The 20,886-nt window shown below is 73.9% G+C and carries 21 protein-coding genes; 10 read left to right on the top strand and 11 right to left on the bottom strand.

The window, feature by feature from the left end:
• Positions 1-147: 147 nt before the first annotated feature.
• Positions 148-1,128, bottom strand: coding sequence for an alpha/beta fold hydrolase (locus BM064_RS16240; RefSeq protein WP_177236290.1), 981 nt, complete (start codon positions 1,126-1,128; stop codon positions 148-150).
• 56 nt (positions 1,129-1,184) lie between these two features.
• Positions 1,185-1,475 carry an SCP2 sterol-binding domain-containing protein gene (locus BM064_RS16235; protein WP_092861170.1) on the bottom strand — a complete coding sequence of 97 codons (291 nt, stop codon included), beginning with the start codon at positions 1,473-1,475 and terminating at the stop codon, positions 1,185-1,187.
• Between the two features lie 208 nt (positions 1,476-1,683).
• On the opposite strand from BM064_RS16235, the gene BM064_RS28110 reads away from it, so the two are divergent.
• The 5 genes from BM064_RS28110 to BM064_RS16210 all read left to right on the top strand — a co-directional run bounded on the left by BM064_RS28110 (position 1,684) and on the right by BM064_RS16210 (position 7,456).
• On the top strand, positions 1,684-2,331 hold the full coding sequence (locus BM064_RS28110) for a tetratricopeptide repeat protein (protein WP_245779190.1): 648 nt from the start codon (positions 1,684-1,686) through the stop codon (positions 2,329-2,331).
• Positions 2,332-2,496: 165 nt separating this feature from the next.
• On the top strand, positions 2,497-5,652 hold the full coding sequence (locus BM064_RS16225) for a DEAD/DEAH box helicase (RefSeq protein WP_245779189.1): 3,156 nt from the start codon (positions 2,497-2,499) through the stop codon (positions 5,650-5,652).
• Positions 5,649-6,095, top strand: a complete 447-nt coding sequence (locus BM064_RS16220; protein WP_092861168.1) for an RNA-binding S4 domain-containing protein — start codon at positions 5,649-5,651, stop codon at positions 6,093-6,095. The genes BM064_RS16225 and BM064_RS16220 overlap by 4 nt, the downstream gene beginning before the upstream one ends.
• A gap of 222 nt (positions 6,096-6,317) precedes the next feature.
• Positions 6,318-6,656, top strand: a complete 339-nt coding sequence (gene fdxA / locus BM064_RS16215) for a ferredoxin FdxA (RefSeq protein WP_092861166.1) — start codon at positions 6,318-6,320, stop codon at positions 6,654-6,656.
• A 284-nt stretch (positions 6,657-6,940) separates the two neighbouring features.
• Entirely contained in the window at positions 6,941-7,456 is a 516-nt protein-coding gene (locus BM064_RS16210) for a CarD family transcriptional regulator (RefSeq protein WP_092861164.1), read from the top strand.
• A 63-nt stretch (positions 7,457-7,519) separates the two neighbouring features.
• Here the strand turns inward: BM064_RS16210 and BM064_RS16205 are convergent, their stop codons facing one another.
• From BM064_RS16205 to BM064_RS16190, 4 genes are all read right to left on the bottom strand, one after another.
• Positions 7,520-7,957, bottom strand: coding sequence for a hypothetical protein (locus BM064_RS16205; protein WP_092861162.1), 438 nt, complete (start codon positions 7,955-7,957; stop codon positions 7,520-7,522).
• Between the two features lie 101 nt (positions 7,958-8,058).
• Entirely contained in the window at positions 8,059-8,643 is a 585-nt protein-coding gene (locus BM064_RS16200) for a YdeI/OmpD-associated family protein (protein ID WP_092861160.1), read from the bottom strand.
• A gap of 23 nt (positions 8,644-8,666) precedes the next feature.
• On the bottom strand, positions 8,667-10,352 hold the full coding sequence (locus tag BM064_RS16195) for an AMP-binding protein (RefSeq protein ID WP_245779188.1): 1,686 nt from the start codon (positions 10,350-10,352) through the stop codon (positions 8,667-8,669).
• A 10-nt stretch (positions 10,353-10,362) separates the two neighbouring features.
• Positions 10,363-10,983, bottom strand: coding sequence for a glutathione S-transferase family protein (locus BM064_RS16190; RefSeq protein WP_177236289.1), 621 nt, complete (start codon positions 10,981-10,983; stop codon positions 10,363-10,365).
• A 154-nt stretch (positions 10,984-11,137) separates the two neighbouring features.
• Between BM064_RS16190 and BM064_RS16185 the strand changes: the two genes are divergently transcribed.
• The 3 genes from BM064_RS16185 (at position 11,138) to BM064_RS16175 (ending at position 15,346) form a co-directional block, all read left to right on the top strand.
• Positions 11,138-12,763, top strand: coding sequence for an acyl-CoA dehydrogenase family protein (locus tag BM064_RS16185; RefSeq protein ID WP_092861156.1), 1,626 nt, complete (start codon positions 11,138-11,140; stop codon positions 12,761-12,763).
• Positions 12,764-13,146: 383 nt separating this feature from the next.
• Positions 13,147-14,472 carry a PRC-barrel domain-containing protein gene (locus BM064_RS16180; RefSeq protein ID WP_092861154.1) on the top strand — a complete coding sequence of 442 codons (1,326 nt, stop codon included), beginning with the start codon at positions 13,147-13,149 and terminating at the stop codon, positions 14,470-14,472.
• A gap of 460 nt (positions 14,473-14,932) precedes the next feature.
• Positions 14,933-15,346 (top strand): hypothetical protein, encoded by a 414-nt coding sequence (locus tag BM064_RS16175; protein WP_092861152.1) that lies wholly within the window; start codon positions 14,933-14,935, stop codon positions 15,344-15,346.
• A gap of 724 nt (positions 15,347-16,070) precedes the next feature.
• Here the strand turns inward: BM064_RS16175 and BM064_RS16170 are convergent.
• The 4 genes from BM064_RS16170 to BM064_RS16155 form a co-directional block, all read right to left on the bottom strand.
• The gene (locus BM064_RS16170) at positions 16,071-16,316 is read right to left on the bottom strand and encodes a hypothetical protein (protein WP_143103351.1); all 246 of its coding nucleotides are present in this window, start codon (positions 16,314-16,316) and stop codon (positions 16,071-16,073) included.
• A 513-nt stretch (positions 16,317-16,829) separates the two neighbouring features.
• On the bottom strand, positions 16,830-17,078 hold the full coding sequence (locus BM064_RS16165; protein WP_092861148.1) for a hypothetical protein: 249 nt from the start codon (positions 17,076-17,078) through the stop codon (positions 16,830-16,832).
• A 147-nt stretch (positions 17,079-17,225) separates the two neighbouring features.
• Positions 17,226-17,504 carry a hypothetical protein gene (locus BM064_RS16160; RefSeq protein WP_092861146.1) on the bottom strand — a complete coding sequence of 93 codons (279 nt, stop codon included), beginning with the start codon at positions 17,502-17,504 and terminating at the stop codon, positions 17,226-17,228.
• A gap of 120 nt (positions 17,505-17,624) precedes the next feature.
• Positions 17,625-18,485, bottom strand: a complete 861-nt coding sequence (locus tag BM064_RS16155; RefSeq protein ID WP_092861144.1) for a TIGR01459 family HAD-type hydrolase — start codon at positions 18,483-18,485, stop codon at positions 17,625-17,627.
• 177 nt (positions 18,486-18,662) lie between these two features.
• On the opposite strand from BM064_RS16155, the gene BM064_RS16150 reads away from it, so the two are divergent.
• Complete coding sequence (locus tag BM064_RS16150) at positions 18,663-19,121, top strand: DUF3429 domain-containing protein (protein ID WP_177236288.1); 459 nt, start codon at positions 18,663-18,665, stop codon at positions 19,119-19,121.
• Between the two features lie 107 nt (positions 19,122-19,228).
• On the opposite strand, the gene BM064_RS16145 is transcribed toward BM064_RS16150, so the two are convergent.
• Entirely contained in the window at positions 19,229-20,401 is a 1,173-nt protein-coding gene (locus tag BM064_RS16145) for a TraB/GumN family protein (RefSeq protein ID WP_092861140.1), read from the bottom strand.
• Between the two features lie 135 nt (positions 20,402-20,536).
• On the opposite strand from BM064_RS16145, the gene groES reads away from it, so the two are divergent.
• Positions 20,537-20,848 (top strand): co-chaperone GroES, encoded by a 312-nt coding sequence (gene groES / locus BM064_RS16140; protein WP_092861138.1) that lies wholly within the window; start codon positions 20,537-20,539, stop codon positions 20,846-20,848.
• The last annotated feature ends 38 nt before the right edge of the window (positions 20,849-20,886 follow it).

The raw sequence follows: 20,886 nt of genomic DNA, 5'->3' as shown, positions 1-20,886 counted from the left end.
TTCTGGTGGAAGGGTCCGGGTCGCTTCCCTTTAGATCGGATTCGAGGGCCGGGTCAAAGGCGTCGCGGCGGCGCATCCCGCTTGCCGCGACGACCGTCGCTTCCCGACCCCTCCTTCGCCCCGCCGTGCGCGCCCGCGACGCGGCGGTCAGAGCCCGCGGGCGTGGAGGAAGTCGTCGATCGCCTGCCAGACCGGCGCCCCGACCTGGCCGTCGGGATCCTCCATCAAGGTCTCGTGACGTCCGCCGTGGATCTCGGCCAGCGTGACCTGCGCGCCGCTCCGCGCGGCATGGGCGCGGATCGCGTCGGGGTCGACCACCGCCTCCTCCGTGCCCAGCAGCACGAGGCGGGGGACGTCGGGGCCCGGCGCGCGGGCCAGCGCCGCGGTCTCGGCGAAGGCCGCGTCCAGCCAGCCGAAGGTCGGCGAGGCGAGCGTCAGCTCGGGATGCGCCCGGGCCTGGGCGACGAAGCGGTCCCAGAAGCGGCGGTCGGTGGTCAGCACGTTGCCCTCGAAGGGTTCGTCGAGGACGTAGGTGCTGTCCGGCGGACCGGGGCGGGCGGCCCTGCGCGCCCAGCCCAGCCAGGCGGCGAAATGCACCATCGGCCGGGCGAAGCGCGCGGCCCCGCGCAGGCTGAGCCCCCACATCGGGGCGGAGAAGATCGCGGCCGCCGGGCGGTCCGCCTGCGCCGACAGGGCCCCGTCGACCAGCGCGCGCAGGCCGATGCAGCCGCCCATCGAGTGGCACAGCAGCACCCGCGGCCCGGGGTGGGCCGCCACCGGCTCCCACGCCAGCAGGGCGCGGACGTCGGCCTGGAACTCGGCGAAGCGTCCGACATGGCCCAGCCGCGGGACCGACCGGTCCGAGAGGCCCTGGCCCCGCCAGTCGAGCGAGGCGACGTCGAAGCCCCGCGCCCGCAGCCGCGCGACCACGGGGGCGTATTTCTCGAGATACTCGGTGCGGCCGGGGAACAGCAGCGCGAGGCCCCGCGCCTCCCCCGGGCTGCGCCACAGCGCGGCGCGCAGCCGCGGCGCGCCGCCCGGGCCGCCGCGGGCGCGCAGCCAGACGCAGGCTTCCGGCGCGGGCGGTCCGGCGGAGTCGCCGTGCCAGGGGGCGGGGCCCTCGGACACGGACGGCTCGGTCGCGGACTTAGTCGGCGGCGGCGGCGGCGCGCCCCGGGCCATGGTCAGGCCAGCAGCGAGCTGAGCGCCATCGCCTTCGACATGTCCCCGTCCACCTTCAGGCGGCCGGACATGAAGGCCGAGGTCGGGCTGAGGTCGCCCGAGACGAGGCCGCGGAACGTGTCCTCGTCGGCCGAGATCGTGCAGTCCGCCTCGGAATCGTCCTGGGTGACCTGGTCGCCCTCGACGCGCAGGGCGCCGACGCCCTCGATGTCGAACTTGACCGAGCCGTCGATGGACTGGCCTTTGAGGCGGCTCTGCAGCTCCTCGGCCGCCGCGGCGATGGTTTCGCTCATCAGGAATGCCCCCTTGGGTTGGTCCGTCGCTTCGCCGCGCGATCACGTCACGGCGAGAATGTCCTTTTGCGGGGCGTCTCCGCCCCTCGCGCGCTTCGCATTTCGCACGCGGAGCGCTACACTGTCATGCATGACGCGCTGGTCAAACCGTTCCCTTGCCGCCCCCCGCGCGCTGGCGCTCGCCAGCGTCCTGGGCGCCGCAGCGTCCATGGCTCTCCTGGGGCCGTGGGCCGCGGCGCCGCTGCGCGCGCAGCCGCTGCAGGAGGTGATCCCCGCCCCCGGCGCGCGCCCCGAGACGCCCGCCCCCGCGCCCCGGTCCGAATCGGCCGCGGCGCATGAGGAGGAGGCCCGGCCCGACGTCTCGACCCCCGAGGGACGGGCGCAGCGGCTCGACCAGCTCTTCGCCGAACTTCCCGAGGCGGACGAGGCGCAGGCCGCGAGGATCGAATCCGAGATCCAGCGCCTGTGGGCGCGCTCGGGCTCGGACACCATCGACCTGATCCTGACCCGCGGCCGCATGGCGCTGGAGCGGGACCAGGTGGTCAAGGCGCTGCACCACTTCACCGCCGCCACCGACCACGACCCCGCCTTCGCCGAGGCCTGGAACATGCGCGCCACCGCCTTCTTCCTGCGCGGAGAGCTGGGCATGGCGCTGTCGGACATCGAGCATGTGCTGGCGCTGGAGCCGCGCCATTTCGGCGCGCTCTCCGGTCTGGGGGTGATCCTCGAGCAGCTCGGCCGCGACGCGGACGCGCTGGCCGCCTTCCGCGAGGCGCAGCGGCTCAATCCGCATCTCGAGAACGTCGAAGAAGCCATCGAGCGTCTTGCCCACACGGTCGACGGACGCGATATCTGAAGGGCCGGCCCCTGTCCCCGCCGGCCCCGATCCGCCCCCCGTTCCGGGGACCGCGTCCCGACGCCCCTTGACGCCCGGCGCCTGCCGCGCCCCACTCCCCCGGATTGATCGCGAAACCGACGCCGGCCCTTCCTGCGGGGCCGACGTGTCCCGGAGACCCGACGCGTGCTCGACGCCTCCGCCCCGACCGGACGCACCGCCCATCCGCGCGACGGAACGGTGACGGCGGTCCTCGGCCCCACCAACACCGGCAAGACCCATTACGCGATCGAGCGGATGCTGGCGCATCGCACCGGCGTCATGGGCCTGCCGCTGCGCCTGCTGGCGCGCGAGGTCTACGACAAGATCGTGGCCCTGCGCGGCCCCTCGGTCGTGGCCCTGGTGACCGGCGAGGAGAAGATCGCCCCGCCCCGCGCGCAATACTGGGTCTGCACCGTCGAGGCGATGCCGACCGAGATCGGCGCGGATTTCGTGGCGGTCGACGAGATCCAGCTCTGCGCCGATCCCGAGCGCGGGCATGTCTTCACCGACCGGCTGCTGAACGCGCGGGGGCTGCACGAGACGCTGTTTCTCGGCTCCGATTCCATGCGCGGCGCGATCTCGGCGCTGATCCCGCGGGCGAAGTTCCTGCGCCGGGAGCGGTTCTCGAAACTGACCTACACCGGCGGCAAGAAGCTGAGCCGGATGCCGGCGCGCTCGGCCGTCGTCAGCTTCTCGGTCGACTCGGTCTATGCGATCGCCGAGCTGATGCGCCGCCAGAAGGGCGGGGTGGCGGTGGTGATGGGCGCGCTGTCTCCGCGCACCCGCAATGCGCAGGTCGAGCTCTACCAGAACGGCGACGTCGAGCATCTGGTGGCCACCGACGCCATCGGCATGGGTCTGAACCTCGACGTGAACCACGTGTTCTTCTCGGCCACCCGCAAGTTCGACGGGCGGGGGTTCCGGGAGCTGCGCCCCCATGAGCTCGCCCAGATCGCCGGGCGGGCCGGGCGCTACAAGTCCGACGGCGCCTTCGGCGTGACCGGCGAGGCCGAGGCGCTGGACGCCGAGATCATCGAAGCCATTGAAGACCATCGCTTCGCGCCGGTCCGGCGGCTGATGTGGCGCAACTCGCGCCTCGCCTTCGGCTCGGTCGATGGGCTGATCGCGAGCCTCGAGGCCGCCCCGACGGAGCCCGGCCTGATGAAGGCGCGGGAGGCCGACGACCTCCAGACCCTCAAGGCGCTGGCCGAGGACGAGGAGATCCGCGACATGGCCCGCGAGGGTCCCGCGGTGCGCCGGTTGTGGGAGGTCTGCCAGATCCCCGATTTCCGCAAGGTGTCGGAACGGGAGCACGCGGCGCTGGTGTCGCGGATTTACCGGTTCCTCCGGTCCGAGCGCGGCGTTATACCCTCCGACTGGATGGCCGGCCGGATCCGCATGGTGGACCGGACCGACGGCGACATCGACGCGCTCTCGAAGCGGCTCGCGTTCATCCGCACCTGGACCTACGTGGCGCAGCGGCGCGACTGGGTCGAGGCGCCGGAGGAATGGCGCGGCGCGGCCCGGGAGGTCGAGGACCGGCTGTCCGACGCGCTGCACGCGGCGCTGACGAAACGATTCGTCGACCGGCGCACATCCGTGCTCATGCGCCGGTTGAAACAGAAGGAGAGGCTGGTGGCCGAGGTGAACGAACAGGGCGAGGTGACGGTGGAGGGCCATGTGCTCGGCCGTCTCGACGGCTTCCGCTTCACGCCCGACCCCTCGGCGGAGGGGGACGAGCTGAAGACCCTTCGCGCAGCCTCCACCCAGGCGCTGCAGGCCGAGTTCTCGCGCCGGGCGGACCGCTTCTACAACGCGCCCGACACCGAGATGGACGTGACCGAGCAGGGCGGCCTGATGTGGGGCGAGCTGGCGGTCGGGCGCCTGGCCAAGGGCGCCGACCACCTGACCCCCTCGGTGGTGCCCTTCGTGGACGAGATGGCCGGCGACGACGCGCGCCAGAAGGTCGAGCGTCGGCTGACCCACTGGATCAACCGCCGCGTCGCCGCGCTGTTCGAGCCGCTGGTGAAGATGCGCGACGACGAGACGATGACCGGGCTCGCCCGCGGCATCGCCTTCCAGCTGGTCGAATCGCTGGGCGTGATCCCGCGGCCCCAGATCGCCAAGGACGTGAAGGAGCTGGACCAGGACGGCCGCGCCCTGCTGCGCAAGCACGGCGTGCGCTTCGGTCAGCACACGATCTTCATGCCCGCCCTGCTGAAGCCCGCGCCCACCCGCCTGCGGCTGGTGCTGTGGGGGCTGTGGGACGAGCTCGACGACATCCCCTCGCCGCCGCCGCCGGGTCTGGTGACGATCCCCACGCAGCCCTCGCCGTCGGGTTTCTGGCCGCGGGCGGGGTATCGGCTGGCTGGCGAGCGGGCGATCCGCATCGACATGCTCGAGCGGCTGGCGGACATGATCCGCAACCAGGACCAGCGCGGCGGCTTCGAGGCGACGGCGGACATGCTGTCGATCACCGGCTGCACGCTGGAGCAGTTCGCCGACCTGATGCAGGGCCTGGGCTACAAGGCCGAGAAGGGCGAGCGGCCCAAGCCCGCCGCGGTCCCCGAGACGAAGCCGTCCGCGGCGCCCGCCGCCGAGGAAGCGGCCGCGTCGACCGATGCGCCGGCGGCCGACGACGCGCCCGCGGCCGAGCCCGGCGACGCGCCCGTGGCGGAGGCTCCTGCCGCGGAGGCTGCGCCCGAGGCCCCGGCCGAGGCGCCCGCCGAGACCGCGGAGGCGCCCGCCGCCGAGGCTCCGGCCGAGGCCGGAACGCCGGTCGAGGCGGCCCCCGAGGCGGCGCCGGCCGCCGAGGCCACGTCCGCCGAGCCGGAGGCTGCGCCCGAGGCCGAGGCCGCCGAGGCCCCCGCGGCCGAGGAAACCCCGGCGGAGGCGCCGGCCGAGGGCGAGGTCGAGCTCCAGACCTATTACGTGTTCACCTGGGCTCCGCGCCCGCGCGGCGGCGGCGCCAACCGCGGCCCGCGGCGGCAGGGCGGCGGCGACCGCCAGGGCCAGGGCCAAGGCCAGGGCGAGCGCCAGGGCGGCGGTCCCCGCCAGGCCCGCGGCGACGGCGACGGCCCCAAGGGCGGCGGCCGGGGCAAGGGCGGCGGAGGACGGGGCCGGGACGGCGACGACAAGCCCCGCGGCAAGGGCCCCCACAAGGGCAAGGGCAAGGGCGGCCCGCGCGAGGAGCGCCCGCGCGAGTTCCAGGCCAGCCCCCCGCGCGACCGTCGTCGCAACGAGGTCGATCCCGACAACCCGTTCGCGGCGCTGATGGCGCTGAAGAACCGGGACGGATGACGGCCGCTCCGGCGGATCTCTCCGACCCGGGCGGGGGCGGCGCGCCGCCCCCGGGCCCGACCGGGCTGCGGCTCGACAAGTGGCTGTGGCACGCGCGCTTCGTGAAGTCGCGGGGACTGGCGGCCAAGCTGGTCTCCGAATCCGGGGTGCGGGTGAACGGAACCCGCGCCGCCAAGCCCGCCGCCTCGGTGCGCCCGGGCGACGTGCTGACCTTCGCGCTGGGCCGGCAGATCCGGGTGATCCGGATCCTGGCGCTGGGGACCCGCCGCGGCCCCGCGCCCGAGGCGCAGGCGCTCTACGACGACCTCGACCCGCCCGCGGCCCGCGACGCCGCGCCGGACCCCGACGTTCCCGCCCCCGCCGCCGCGCGCGAGCCCGGCGCGGGTCGGCCCACCAAGGCCGACCGGCGGGCGCTGGACCGGCTGCGCGACGCGGAGGGCTGAGGCGGGGCGCCGGGGACCGGGCGGCTGCAAGGCGGGGGCTGCGCGCTCCCGTCGCGGCCGCCGGCCTTGCCTGCCGCGCCCGACGGCTTAGGTGCGCCGCACTGCACCCACGCCCCATTTGGCGCCCGCGAACTGTTCAATCCGGCATTTCACCGGGGCGCCTTGCACCTTCCGGAATCGCGGTCTAACAGGGTCGCGGACCGGACCGGAGAGAGACCGCCGATGACCTACGTCGTGACCGACAACTGCATCCGCTGCAAGTACACGGACTGCGTGGAGGTCTGCCCCGTGGACTGCTTCTACGAGGGCGAGAACATGCTCGTCATCCATCCAGACGAGTGCATCGACTGCGGCGTGTGCGAGCCCGAGTGTCCCGCCGAAGCCATCAAGCCGGACACCGAGCCGGAGATGGAGACCTGGGTCGAGTTCAACCGGAAATTCTCCGAGGCCTGGCCCAACATCACCACCCGGCGCGATCCGCCGGAGGACGCCGAGAAGTTCGACGGCGAGGCCGGCAAGCTGGAGAAGTACTTCTCCGAGGCCCCCGGCGAAGGCGACTGACATAGGCCTTCGGGCCCGCCGGAACAGTCCGGATTGCGCGATTTTCAGGCGCCCATGACGTGTGCATGGGCGGCGCCTCTGGGAATCGGGCCTTTCTCGTGCTATATAACGTTCACAAACGACACGGGAACGCCCGCGCGTGCCGGCCCGACGGAGGGTCGCGAGCACTCTAGGCTCCAGCGTGACGACAGGCCCGCAGCGCCGCTCCCCATGGAACGGCGCCCCGGGCTTTCGTCTCCGCGGGAGCTTTGCGCGACGCCCAAGAACAAGGATGGCCAAGGCTGATGACCAAGACCGGCGCGAAGAAATCGGAGTTCCGGCCGAACGATTACGTCGTCTACCCCGCGCATGGCGTCGGGCGGATCCTGCGCATCGAGGAGCAGGAGGTCGCCGGCATGAAGCTGGAGCTGTTCGTCATCACGTTCGAAAAGGACAAGATGACGCTCCGGGTTCCCACCGCGAAGGCGAATTCGGTCGGCATGCGCTCCCTGTCCTCGCCGGACATCGTCGAGCAGGCGCTGAAGACGCTGAAGGGCCGCGCGCGGGTGAAGCGCGCCATGTGGTCCCGCCGCGCGCAGGAGTATGAGCAGAAGATCAACTCGGGCGATCTGATCTCGATCGCCGAGGTGGTCCGCGACCTGCACCGCGCCGAGGACCAGCCCGAGCAGTCCTATTCCGAGCGTCAGCTCTACGAGGCCGCGCTCGAGCGTCTGACCCGCGAGCTCGCCGCCGTCGAGCGCATCGACGAGGACGCCGCCGCGATGCGCGTCGACCAGATGCTGGTCGCCCGCGCCGCCTGATCGCTCCGGCCCGTCCGGACCGCGAACGCCCCGCCGGCAGACCGGCGGGGCGTTCCGCGTTTCTCAGCGGCAGTTGGCGAGCGCGCGGCTGGAACCCGCCAGCGGCAGGCGATGGCGGGCGCCGCCCGCGCGCAGCTCCACCTCGCGCGCCGAGCGCAGGAAGACCAGCGCCTGTTCGAAGAGGCCCCGCGCCTGCGCCGAGCCGGCCGCGAAGCGCCCCGCTGCGAAGGGCAGGGAGAGCGAGTCCCGCCCGTCGAAGACCAGCAGCGCTGGCCCGTCGACGGGGCCCGCGGGGGTGCGCGCCTCGATCCGGCCGGCGGGGCCGCCCGCCTGCGTGGGGCAGAGGACGACGAGCGCGGCGCCTTCCTGCGCGACGCCGGCCCGCAGGGCGTCCTCGCCCGCCGCCGCCTGCGTCCAGGCCGCGGGGGCCTGCGCGGCGGCCGGCAGGGAGAGGGCCAGCAGCAGGGCGGCGAGGGGGATCGCGGTCCTGGGGACGTGCAACGCGCGGGCCTCCCGTGCCGGGCGCGCCGGGGCGGCGCGGGGCGGCCAGAGAAGCACGGCCGCGCGCAGGGCCGCAACCGCTGGGCGCGGCGGGGCCGGGCTCAGCGGTCGTGGATCCCCTTGCCGGCGAGGATGCGCGGGGCGGCGGCCTCCAGCCGGCGCAGGCGGGTGGCCGAGGCCTTGGCCCGCCCGATCTGCAGCGCCCAGCCGCGGCGTCGGCCGGGGGTCAGCGCCTGCCAGGCCGAGGCGAGCCCGGGGTCGGCGGCCAGGCGCGCGGAGAGCTCCTCGGGCAGGTCGAAGTCGTCGGGGGGCAGGTCGACCTTGCGGCCCTGACGCTCCGCCTCGACGGCCTCGCGGATCAGGGCGGTGATCGCCGTGGCCTTCGCCTCGATCTCCGCGACCGAGCGCAGCTTGATCACGCGGGCGGAGCGGCTGGCCTCTCCCGGCGCCTCCAGCAGGCCCTCGGGGTCGCTCAGCAGCACGCCCTTGAGGAAGGAGAGGGTGGCGGCCTCCTTCAGGCGGCCCAGGATCGCGAGGTTCGCGCCATGGGCCGCATAGGCGGGGCCGCCCCATTTCAGCACCTCCTCCACCGGCTCGGCCAGCAGCAGAGGGCGGAGGGCCAGCAGCTCGGCCCGCCAGGGGCCGTCGGCGGCGAAGAAGGCCTCGATCCGGGGATCCTGGGTCATGGCGGTCTCCCGGCGCCGGAGGTTCAGCCCTCCAGCGCCTTCCGTTTCACTTCCCGGCGCATGATTTTGCCGGTGGCGGTCATCGGCAGGTCTGCGACCACGTGCACCGCGCGGGGGGCGACATGGGGGCTGATGCGCTCGCGCACCCGCAGGGTCAGGTCGGCGAGCAGGTCGGGGCCCGCGCTCTCGCCCGGTTTGAGGACCACATAGGCGGTGACGGCCTCGGTGCGCACCGGGTCGGGCAGGCCGATGACGGCGGCCATGGCGACCTGCGGGTGGCCGGTCAGGCAGTCCTCGATCTCCGAGGGGCCGATGCGGTAGCCGGAGGAGGTGATCACGTCGTCGGTGCGCGAGGCGAAGAAGAAGAAGCCGTCGGGCTCGCGGCGCCCCTCGTCGCCGGTGCGCAGCCAGCGGGTCCCGTCCGGGCCGGTCACGAATTTCTCGGCGGTCTTCTCGGGGCGGTTCCAGTAGCCGAGGAACATCACCGGGTTGGGCGCGCGCACCGCGATCTCGCCGACCTCGCCGTCGGGCAGGACCGCGCCCTGCGCGTCGATCACCGCCACGTCGAAGCCCGGCGTCGCCTGGCCGGTGGAGCCGGGGCGGGGGGCGAAGACCGAGGCGCAGTTGCCGAGCACCAGGTTGCACTCGGTCTGGCCGTAGAACTCGTTGATGGTCAGGCCCAGGTTCTCGCGGCCCCACTCCAGCAGGTTCTCGCCCAGGGCCTCGCCGCCGGAGCCGACGGAGCGGAGCGAGAAATCCCAGCGCTCCCGCGGCCGGTCGACCTGGCGCATCAGCTTCAGGGCGGTCGGCGGGAAGAAGGCGTTGCGGACGCGGTGACGGGCGAGCAGGTCGAAGGCCCGCTCGGGGTCGAATTTCGGCATCCGGTGGGCCAGCACCGGGATGCCGTGGAAGAGCGAGGGCAGCATCGCGTCGCACAGGCCCCCCATCCAGGCCCAGTCGGCGGGCGTCCAGAAGGCGTCGCCGGCCTGGGGGAGGAAGTCGTGATGCGTCTCGAACCCCGGCAGGTGGCCCAGCAGCACCCGATGCGCGTGCAGCGCCCCCTTGGGCGGGCCGGTGGTGCCGGAGGTGTAGCTGAGAAAGGCCGGATCCTCAGTGGTGGTGTCGGCGTCGGCGAAGCTGTCGCGGCCCTTGGCGAGCTCCTGCCAGAAGCCCCAGGCGCCATGGGCGGGGCGGTCGACGGACCAGATGGTCTGCAGGTCGCCGAGGTCGTCGCGGATGGCGAGGATCTTGGGCAGGTTGGCCGCGTCGGTCACCACGTGGACGGCGCCGGAATCGGCGAGGCGGAAGCGCAGCCCGTCCTCGCCGAACAGCGTGAACAGCGGCACCACCACCGCCCCGATCCGGTAGCAGGCGAGATGCGTCAGCATCGCCTCCTGCGTCTGGGGCAGCAGCAGGCCGCAGCGGTCGCCGCGCTTCAGCCCCCGGGCCGTGAAGGCGTTGGCGAGTCGGGCCGAGGCGCGGTCGAGCTCGGCGTAGGTCCACTCCCGCCAGTCGCCGTCGTCGCGCAGGATGCGAAGGCCGACGCGGTCGGGCGCGGCCTTCGCCCACTTGCCTACGGTGGCGGCGTGGATGTTGAAGCGGGCCTGCGGCCGCACGGCCTCGTCCGGCCAGCGGAAGGCCTCGCGGATCGCGCGCCAGTCGGCGCCGCGGGCGACGAGGCCCACGCCGGGCTCGGGCAGGCCTGTCACCGCGCGGTCCTCAGGCCGCCGGCGCGGTGGCCTTGAAGGCCTCCACGTCCGCCGCCATGGCCGCCATCGCCGCGAGCCGGGGGAACTTGCCCTCGATCAGGTGAGGGTGCACGGCCAGGATGAAGTCATGGGCGATGACGAAGGCGACGTCGGCGGCGTTGGGACGGTTCCCGCCCAGCCAGCCCTCGGCCGGGGCCTTCGCTTCCAGAACCGCCAGCGCGGCGGAGATCTGCCCCTCCAGCCGCGCGATCCACTCGGCCCAGTGCAGCTCGGCGGGGCGGCGGTTCTTGTCGTAGACGAGGCTGACGCCCTTCTCGACGGCGGAGTTGGCGTAGGCCACGCCCTGCAGCACCTCGCGCCGGGCGGGGCCGGTGGCGGGGACCAGGCGCAGCGCCTCGGGCGCGGTGTCGTCGAGCCAGTCGGTGATCGCGCCCGTCTCGATCATCATCTCGCCGTCCTCGGCGATCAGCACCGGGACGCGGCCCAGCGGGTTGATCTTCTTGAGCTCCTCGAAGTCGGGCCCGTTCACCATCAGGGGGCGGCTCTCGTAGGCGCGGTTCTGGAGCCGGCACCAGATCGCCACCCGGCGCACGAAGGGCGAGAGCATCCGCCCGTAGAGAATCAGCGACATCGAAGCCTCCCTTGTCGATCGCCGCACCCTTGCCCCGCGCAACGGCCGCTGCAAGGGCCGGATGGATGGGCCTGACGCGGCGGCGGGACTCGCGCCCGCGGGGCGGCCATGCTTCCCTGCACGGAAACCGGACGCAGACCGGGAGGAGGATCCCATGAGCATCGCCCCGCGCACCCGTCTCGCCACCCACGAGGTGTTCAACCAGCCCCTCCCGCGGGAGCGACTGGAGCTGTGGGCGGGGGACGGCCCGCTCCGCGCCGCGGTGGCCGAGGCCGCGCCGCAGGACGCCGGCCGGCTCGCCGCATTCGCGGCGCAGATCGGCGCCCCCGAGGCGCTGGAGGACGCCGAGCGCGCCCAGCGCTCGAAGCCGGAACTGGTGATCTTCGACCGCGGCGGCCGGCGCCTGGACGAAGTGCGCTTCCACCCCGGCTACCACGCGATGATGGCCCGGGGCGCGCAGGCCGGCTATTTCGCCCGGCCCTGGGGCCCGGACGCCGCGCCCGGCGGCCACGCCGCCCACGCCGCCATGGTCTACCTGCTGAGCCAGGTGGAGCCCGGCGTCTGCTGTCCCCTGACCATGACCTACGCGGCGGTCCCGGCGCTGGAGGCGGGCTCGCCCGCGCTGGCGGCGAGCTGGGGGGCCAAGGCCCGGGTCGCGGCCTACGACGGCGCCTCCCGCCCCGGCCTCGAGAAACCCGCCGTCACCATCGGCATGGCGATGACCGAGAAGCAGGGCGGCTCGGACGTGCGGGCCAACACCACGCGGGCCGAGCCCGATGGCGAGGCCTTCCGCCTGCGCGGCCACAAGTGGTTCTGCTCGGCCCCCATGTCCGACGCCTTCCTGACGCTGGCCTATCTCGAGGACGGGCTGACCTGCTTCCTCGTCCCCCGCTGGACCCCGGACGGGGAGCGCAACCCCATCCAGCTCCAGCGCCTGAAGGACAAGCTGGGCAACCACGCCAACGCCTCGTCCGAGATCGAATACCACGGCGCCTGGGCGCAGATGGTGGGCGAGCCCGGCCGCGGCGTGAACGCGATCATCGAGATGGTGCACCACACCCGGCTGGATGCGGCCACCGCCCCCGTGGGCTTCATGCGCCGCGCGCTGGACGAGGCCGCCTGGTGGACGCGCAACCGCTCCGCCTTCCAGCGCCGGCTGGCCGACCAGCCGCTGATGGAGGCGGTGCTGGGGGACCTGGCCCTGGACTGGATCGGCTCGCTCGCGCTGGTGATGCGCGTGGCGCGGGCCTTCGACGGGACCTCGGCGCAGGACCGCGCCTTCGCCCGCCTCGCCGTCGCCATCGCCAAGTACTGGACCAACAAGCGCTGCGTCGGCGTGGTCTACGAGGCGATGGAGTGCCTGGGCGGCGTCGGCTACGTCGAGGAGGCGCCGCTGGCGATGCTCTACCGCGAGGCGCCCCTGAACTCGATCTGGGAGGGGTCGGGCAACGTCATCTGCCTCGACGTCCTGCGCACGCTGGGCCGCGCGCCCGATGCGGCCGAGGCGCTGAAGGCCGAGCTGACGGCCCGCCGCGGCGAGGACGCCCGCTACGACGCCGCCCTGGCCGAGGCGGCTGCGGGCCTCGAGCGTCCGTCCGAGGCGCAGGCCCGCCGGCTGGTCGAGCGGCTGGCGCTGCTGATCCAGGCCTCGGAGCTGATGCGCAGGGGCGATCCGGCGGCCGAGCCCTTCCTCGCCACCCGTCTCGCGGGGGACTGGGGGCGCACGGCGGGGACCCTGCCCGAGGGAACCGACGCCGCCGCCCTCGCCGCCCGGATCTGAGCGCGGGGGCGGCGGCGCGGCGGGGCGTCCCGCGCCTCAGCGTTGCGCCAAGAAACCGAATATGTGTTTGGAAAACAGCGGGTTGCCGGGTTCCAAAACCGCGGCCCCGCTTCCGTGCAGCGAAACGATCGTGGCAGGCCCGAACCGATTTCACTCTGCGCGCCGCAGCGGAACCCCGTGCTCCGGCTGATGGAATCGCCTTCCGGCGCCCCCGCCCGCGCTTCGCCACAGTTGGGGCGAAAGGGGAGTCATTTCAGGGACTCCGTGGACGACGCGCCGGGACGCTCCAACCTCACCCTCACGACACGACGACGGTCGCCTCGCCGCCCAATCACCGGGCGCGGACCGGCAAGGCCGTCGGTTGGAACACGGAGGAGAGCGATATGATGCGGCTCGTCACCACCACCGCCCTGGCCCTGGCCCTGACCGCCCCCGGCTACGCCGTCCTGGCCCAGGAGAAGGCGCCCGAGGCGAAGGCCGGCGCGAAGGCGTCCGGCGGCGTCTACATGGCCAAGGCCGACAAGACCGACGTCTTCGGCTCGGATTTCCTGGGCAAGGAGATCTACGTCAAGCAGACCGAGGCCGCCGACGAGATGGCCGAGGGCAAGGCCGACGCCAACGCCGAGCTGGCCGAGGGCCAGGAGGACGCGGCCGAGGAGATGGCCGACGCCCAGGACGAGAGCGCCGAGGAGCAGGCCGAGGCCAAGCAGGAGGCCTCCGAGGAAATGGCCGACGCCCAGGCCGACGCCCAGGAGGAGGTGGCCGACGCGAACGAGGACGCCTCCGAGGAGATGGCCGAGGGCCCCGAGTGGGAGTCGATCGGCGAGGTCTCGGACGTCGTGATGACCCGCGACGGCGACGTGAAGGCCGTGCTGGTCGACGTCGGCGGCTTCCTGGGCATGGGCGCCAAGACCGTGGCGATCACCATGGAAGAGATCTCCTGGCAGACCGAGGAAGGCGACGACGAGCCGTTCCTGGTGCTGAAGTCGGACCGCGCCGCGCTGGAGAACGCGCCGGAGTTCGAGAAGAACCCTGAGGCCGACGCCGAGATGCAGAAGAGCGGCATGACCCCGGCCCCGACCGCGACCACCGCCGGCGCCACGATGGGCACGCCGCCCGCCGCCGACGACTCGGCCGAGACCGCGATGGACGAGGCCGAGACCGAAACCGAGCAGGCGCTCGACTCGGCCGGCGAGACCCTCGACGAGGCCGCCACGGCGACCGCCCAGATGGCGCAGAATGCCGCCGACAGCGTCGGGACCGCGGTGGAGAACACCGGCGAGGCGATCGACGAGGCCGCGACCGAGACCGCGGAGACCGCCGACGAGGCCGCCGACGAGGCGACCGAGGAGACCGCCGCCGCGCCCGCGGGCAACGCCGACCGTCTGACCAAGATGGACGCCGCCGGCTACCGCCAGGTGGAGGCCGCCGGCCTGACCGCCGAGACGGTCGAGGGCGCCACGGTCTACGACATGGGCAACGAGGACATCGGCGAGGTCGTCGACCTGGTGCTCAGCGCCGACGGCGCGGTGGACGAGGCGATCATCGACGTGGGCGGCTTCCTGGGCCTGGGCGAGCATCGCGTGGCGGTGCGGATGTCCGACCTGAAGGTGATGCAGTCGGACGACGACCCGGACGACCTGCGCGTCTACGTGGCCAGCACCAAGGAGGAGCTGGAGGCGATGCCGGAGGTCGAGGTCGACGGGTGACCTCGCCCGACGCCGGATCCCGGGATCGGGAGGAGAGGGAAGGGGCCGCCGCCGGGCGGCCCCTTCTTCATGCGTGCGATCTTCCCTCGCCCGGGGTGCGCCGTCCGCGCCCTGAGAGGCCTGCCCGGACGCGGCGGCCTCCCCGGATGTCTCGGCCGCATCCCCGTGCCGCTGGGGCGCTTGCACCGGCCACGGCCCTCTCGGAGCGCTGGCGACGGAAACCCCGGGCGGGGGCGGCCGGATGCGGGCCCGGACCAGGCGCCCCGTGCCTTTGGGCTTTCCCGATCGTGGGGCGGTCTCGTCGCGCGGTCCCGCCCCTGCCGGGGCGGGCGCGGGCGAGACCGGGCCGGGGTCGCGCCGCCCGGGCCTGCGGGCGCGTCATCGCCGTCGACGCAGGCGCTGTCCGCGGCTAGTCTCGGGCCGGGACGCGAGAGGACGGGGAGAGAGCGGAGGGCGGCGCATGCGCCTGGCTCCCCCGATCGTGGCGGCGTGGCTGGCGCTGGCGGGCTGCGCGGCGAATTTCGGCGAGGCGGCGCTCGAGGCGGGCGCGGCCGAGGGCCGCCACAGCCGCCTGCCGGCGCGCCAGGCCCTCTCCTGCCTGCGCGAGGATCTCGACCGCGGGCCGATCCCCCCGGTGCGCGAGAGCCGCGGCGACGGCGAGCGGGCGCTGGTCGGCGTGCTGGCGATGGACCCGCGGGTCTGGCTCTACCGCGTCTCGGTGCGGCCCGAAGCGGACGGGGGCGCGCGGATCGCGCTCGAGGCCGCCGACCCCGGTTACCCGATGAGCGACTGGTGGCAGGGCGAGCTGCACCTTTTCACGACCGAAAGCATCGCCCGGCGCCTCTCGGAAGCCGCCGACGCCTGCGCCGGCTGAGCCTTGCGCCTAGGCTCCGCGCCCCGCCGTCGACCCCCGCGTGCGCGGCGCCGCGCCCGTCGCCCGCCGCAACCGCTTCTGCGCGACCGCATCGCTCTTGGCCCGGGGCCTCGTTCGGGCGCCGCAGGCGCCCCCTCCCTCCGACGTCGGCCGCCGCGCGTGAGCGGACGCGCGTTCATGGGGCCGAGACGTCGGTCCCGTGCCGGAACGACCGAGAGCGGTCGCCGAGCGCGAGGCCGACGTCGGCTCCCGGACCGGAGCGCGGACATGGGTCGCGGCGAACGGCCCTTCCGGAGAGGCGGTCCGGCCGTCCCGGGCCGCCATGCGCCCGCGAAGCGCGCTTCGGCAGGGTCGCCCGCGCCGGGCTGCGGCGGCTCGGCCGGTGTGCGCGGCGGGCCGTCCAGGGGTGGTCGGCGCCGGCGAGGGGCGGCCGCGAAGGGTCGGGTGAAGCGGTGGAGGCCCAGGGCGGGAAAGGCACGGTCCCGAAAGCGAAGACCGTCTGCGCGCAGGCTCTGCCGGAGGCGCGCGGGTCAGCGGGGGCCAGAAGCGCGGCGGGCGGGGGCGCCGGGCGCGCGCGGCGGGCAGGGCTTCGGGCAGGGGGGGCGGGCGGGCGTTCCGAAACGGAGAACGCGACGCCGTTTCCGGCGTCGCGTTCAGATCCTGTGACCATTCGGCGATCAGCTCGACCGTCGGTCTCCCTCCCCCACGAAGGAGAGCCGGACGCTCAGCGCGTGCCGGGGGTCGAGTCGTTGTCGTTCGAATTCGAGATCGCGACGGCGCCGATGACCACGGCGGTGGCGACGCCGACGCCGATGATCAGCGGCGGCACGCCGAGCACGGTGGCCTGGCTGAGCTGCGCCTGCTGGGCGACGCCAGCGGACTTGACCGCCGGAGCCTGCGAGGCTTCCTGAGCGGCGAGCGGCGCGGCCATCAGGCCAAGCGCTGCGATAGACGTAGCGACGAGTTTCATTGCACCCTCCAAGGCATCCACTGGACGAAGGGTTACCCGACTCGGCGCCGCAAAGCAACAACCACGTCGACCGCCGGCGCGAAGGGCGCCGCCGGTTTCCTCGCCCCGTCCGCCGCGATGACGCAACGGATTGAGCGGCTTCGCCTATTCGCCAGCGGGGGCGGACCGCCGGGCCGCGTCCGGGCCCCAGGCCCGACCGAGCCGCCGGGGGCCCCGCCGGAGCGCTGCGAGGGCGACCGGGCCTGCGCCCGGCGCCCCTGCGCTGGGCGCCTCGCCGTCCCTTTCGGAGCGTGCTCGGCGCCAATGTCTCCGCCCGCTGGGGGACGGTTTCCCGGCGTCGGCCAAAGGCTGCTCCGGCGGCGATCGCCGCGAGAGCCGGCCTTCGTTTGCCCCGGGGCGAAATCCGTCGCCGGAACCGGTGCAGGTCGACCCGTCGACGCCGCAACTCCGGCGCCGGCAATGCCTCCGAACCGGTCGGCGGGCTTCAGGCCCGGTCCGGGCGTCTGGACCGGCCTATCGGGTCGACGTCGTGGCGGTCGTCGAGTCGTCTTCCTGACTCGCGGCGAACACCGTGACGGCCCCGGCCACGACGACCGCGCCGATGAAGAGCACCGGGATCGGAATCGGGAGCAAAGCCTGCGACATCTGCTGGGACACGCCCTTGGGCGCAGGGGCCTGCGGAGAGGCGGGAGAGGCGGCGTCCGCCAGAGCTGGGCTCAGGGCCAGTCCGTGGATGCAGAGGGCGGTGAGCAAAGTGCGCATGGAACGCTCCTGATCAGAAGTCGTCCCTCGCTCCGCCGGCGCCGCCCACGCCCGCCGGAATACCGGCAAGGCGTGAACAAATCCCTTACGCGAGCCTCCGTCGCGTCCCCGGAGGCGTCGCGAGGACGCCTCCGAAGTCCCGAAGGATCAGCGGGTGTTCGGCGTGTTGTCGCCGCCCGAGTTGCTGGCCGCGATCGCCAGGCCGAAGGTCGCGGCGACGACGGCGGCGCCGGCGGCCACGGCCGGCAGGCCGAGCACGGGGGCCTGGCTCAGCTGCGCCTGCTGCGCGACGCCGGCGGTCTGAACCTCCTGCGTCTGGGCCGCGGGCGCCTGGCCGGCGGCGTCGGCGAAGGCGGGCGCGATGCCGAAGCTCGCGGCGAACGCGGCGGCGGCGGTGGTCGTCAGTGCGGTCTTGGCGATCTTCATGTCGAACTCCGGATTCGTAGGTTCAGCTTGCCCGGATGGGTCGAACCTTCATAGCATCCCGCAACGCAGCAGAGAAGACGCTGTCTGAAATCGCCTTGATTATGAACGACTTCGTCACATTCAGCGGAGCCTGCCGATGGCGACGGTGGGGCGAAGCCCGTGCGACGCAATGTAAAATTCGAGCTTTTCGGGGTCCGGCGCCTCGACGTCGTCGCCCATCTGCGGGGCCGCGAGACCCCCGGTGACGAACAACGTGTCAAGGCCCTGCGCCACGCCGCCGGCGACGTCGGTGTGGATGCCGTCGCCCACGCACAGGATGCGCGCGTCCTCGACCGGCCGGCCGAGCCGCGATTCGACCATCGCCCGCCCCATCGCGTAGATCGGGGGGTGCGGCTTGCCGTAGCTCGCGGTCTCGCCGCCCAGCGCCTCGTAGGCGAGCGCGATGCCGCCGGCGCACCAGATCCGGCGCTCGCCGACGTCGACATGCACGTCGGGATTGGCCGAGAGCATCCGCAGCCCGCGGGCGCGCACGGCGGCCAGCCGCTCGGCGTAGTCGTCCGGCGTCTCGGTCAGGTCGTCGACGAGGCCGGTGACGATCACCGACTCGGCCTCCTCCAGCGCCACGCGCTCGACCCGGGCGGCCTCGAAGAAGGCCTCGTCCTTGTCGGCGCCGATGTGGAACACGCGCCGCCCCCACTCGCCGGCGTTGACCGAGGCGACGGCGGCGTCGCCCGAGCTGACCACGCCGTCGCGCACGTCGAGCGGGCAGCCGAGCCGCTCGAGGTGGCGCTCGACCGACCAGGCCGGGCGGGGGGCGTTGGTCATCAGGATCACCACGCCGCCGCGGGCGCGGAAGCGGCGCAGGGCCTCGACCGCGGCGGGGTAGACGCGCTTGCCGTCGTGCAGGCAGCCCCACAGGTCGCAGAACAGGACGTCGTAGCGGCCGTCGAGGTCGGACAGCGAGCCGATGATCGGGGTCATGGCGAGGGGCTCCGGCTGGGGTCGGGCAGGCAGGCGATGGGTCCCGACCCCTGCCCCGGACGGAGCGGAGAGGCAACCGGCAAGGCGTCGCGGGCGCCGGACAGGCGCTTGTCACGCGGCCGCCGGGCTGGTTTGCTGGACCCGGTCGCCGCGTTCCCGTCCCAGAAAGCGTCCCCGATGCCGAGTTCCGAGCTGTCCTTCCGGCCGCTCCAGGCCCCCGTTCCCGCCCTGACCGTGGGCGTCGTGGCGGTGGCCCCTTTCCTTGCGCTGCTGCTGCTGGCGCTGACCAGCGACATCGGCCTGGCCGACCGCGCCCGCTATCTGATGGGGGCCTGGGGGGCGATCCTGCTGGCCTTCCACGGCGGCTGCCGCTGGGGCTTCGCCGCGGCGGGCCTGGGCGAGGGCGCGACCTGGTGGACCCTGGGCGTGGGCGTCGTGCCGGCGCTGCTGGGCCTGCTTGCGCTGGGCGTGGGCGGGCGCGCGATGCTGTGGATCGAGGCGCCGGCCTTCGTGGCGGTCTTCGCCGCCGACGTGGCCCTGGCCCGCGTGGGCGGAACGCCGGGCTGGTGGCCGGGGTTGATCCTGCCCCTGCTGACCATCTGCACCGTCTGCACCATGATCGGCGCGCTGACCTGAAGGCGGCGCCGGCCCGCGCCGGGCGGGGGCCTTCCGCCCGGCAGGGCGGGCGACAGGGGGCGCCGCGCCCCGCGCGCGATTCCCTTCCCGCTTCCGGCGCCGCGGGCCTAGCGCAGGGGCGCGCGCTCGACCGTGAAGCCCTCCCGGCGCAGCAGCTCGACCATGCCCTGCTCGCCGCCCAGGTGCAGGGCGCCGGCGAGGACGAACGCGCCCCCGGCCTCGAGCTCGGGCAGGGCGGCGTCGACGAAGCGGCGGTTGCGCTCGTCGAAGAGGCGCGCGCGCAGGGAGTCCGCGCCCACGTCGCGGCCGGTGCGCTCGGCCCGCCAGATGCCGTAGGTCCAGATCGGCCACACCCGCTCCTGCGCGTAGAGCCGGGCGGAGGTGGTCTGCATGTCGCGGCCCGCGTCGGCCTCGCGCGCCGCGAGCACGAGGGCGTCGAGCGAGGCCCGGCTCCACTCGTCCTCCTGCAGGATGGGGAGCAGGCTGTCCCAGGTCTCCATCCCCTTCACCTCCAGCCCGAGGGCGGCGGCGCGCGCGGCGAGGCCCGCGTCCATCGACCCGGCCCCGCCGGCGAGCTCGGCCAGCACGCAGGGCGGGGTGGCGAGCGAGATCATCAGGATCCACGGGCGCATCGCGGCGGTGCGCTCGGGCGGCAGGCCCAGCGCCTGCATCGCCTCGGCCACGGCCGCGAACGCCTCGGGCGGCAGGACCTGGTCGAGCGGCGGGCGGTCGAGGTTGGCGACCAGCCTGGGGTCGGCGGCGACCCGGCGGGCCATGTCGCCCATCTCGGCGGGCGACATCTCCATCAGCATCACGCGCGCCTGCTCCAGCGCCGCCACCGCGCCCGGCGGGGCGGGGTCGATCAGCGGGTGGGGCAGGTGGTAGCTGCCCATCAGCCAGGAGGTCGGCGCGCCGTCGCGCGAGACGGTCCAGAACAGGCCCTCGGCGTTGGGCTCGGCCTCGGCGGCGGCGAAGATCGCGGCATGGGCGGCGGGGTCGGAGACCGCGAGCTCGTCCAGCAGATCGCGCCCGCCGCCGCAGTGGGCCGCGGCCGGGGCGGCGGCGAGAGCGGCTGCAAGACCGGCCGCCAGCCCCGCCGCGCGCGGCCAGGCCCGGCCGGCGCGCGGCCCTGCGGCGAGACGCCCGCCCGGGTCCGCCTTGCGGCCCGGAGGCGCGCCGACCACCTGCCGGAACGACGGGAGGCGGGCGGCGCGGTCGACGACGCGGAGGCAAGCGGCCGGCAGGGCCTGGACGATGCGTTTCGCGAATCTTGACAGCATGGCGCCGATCTCCTAACTCCGCCTCCGTTAGCACTCCCCTGCTCCGAGTGCTAACAGCCGGGCCCGGTCTCGGTGAGACGGGTCCAGGCCCTCGTTCGGAGCATCGTGGAAGCCGCATTGCAAGGGAGCCACGTCATGAACTTCACCCCGCTGCACGATCGCGTGCTGGTTCGTCGTATCGAGAGCGACGAGAAGACCGCCGGCGGTCTGATCATCCCCGACTCCGCCAAGGAGAAGCCCCAGGAGGGCGAGGTCATCGCCGTCGGCGAGGGCGCCCGCAAGGACAACGGCGAGCTGATCGCCCCGGCCGTGAAGGCCGGCGACCGCGTCCTGTTCGGCAAGTGGTCGGGCACCGAGGTCAAGCTCGACGGGAAGGACCTTCTGATCATGAAGGAATCCGACATCCTCGGCATCCTCGGCGATTCCGCCGCCGCCAAGGCCGCCTGAGCGATCTCCGCTCGCGCCTGATCCCCTACAGCTGAAGT

The organism is Albimonas pacifica (assembly GCF_900113695.1).
In the GTDB taxonomy this organism is placed as follows: domain Bacteria; phylum Pseudomonadota; class Alphaproteobacteria; order Rhodobacterales; family Rhodobacteraceae; genus Albimonas; species Albimonas pacifica.
The sequence above is the reverse complement of the archived record's forward strand: the minus strand, read 5'-3'. Positions and strand labels throughout refer to the sequence as shown.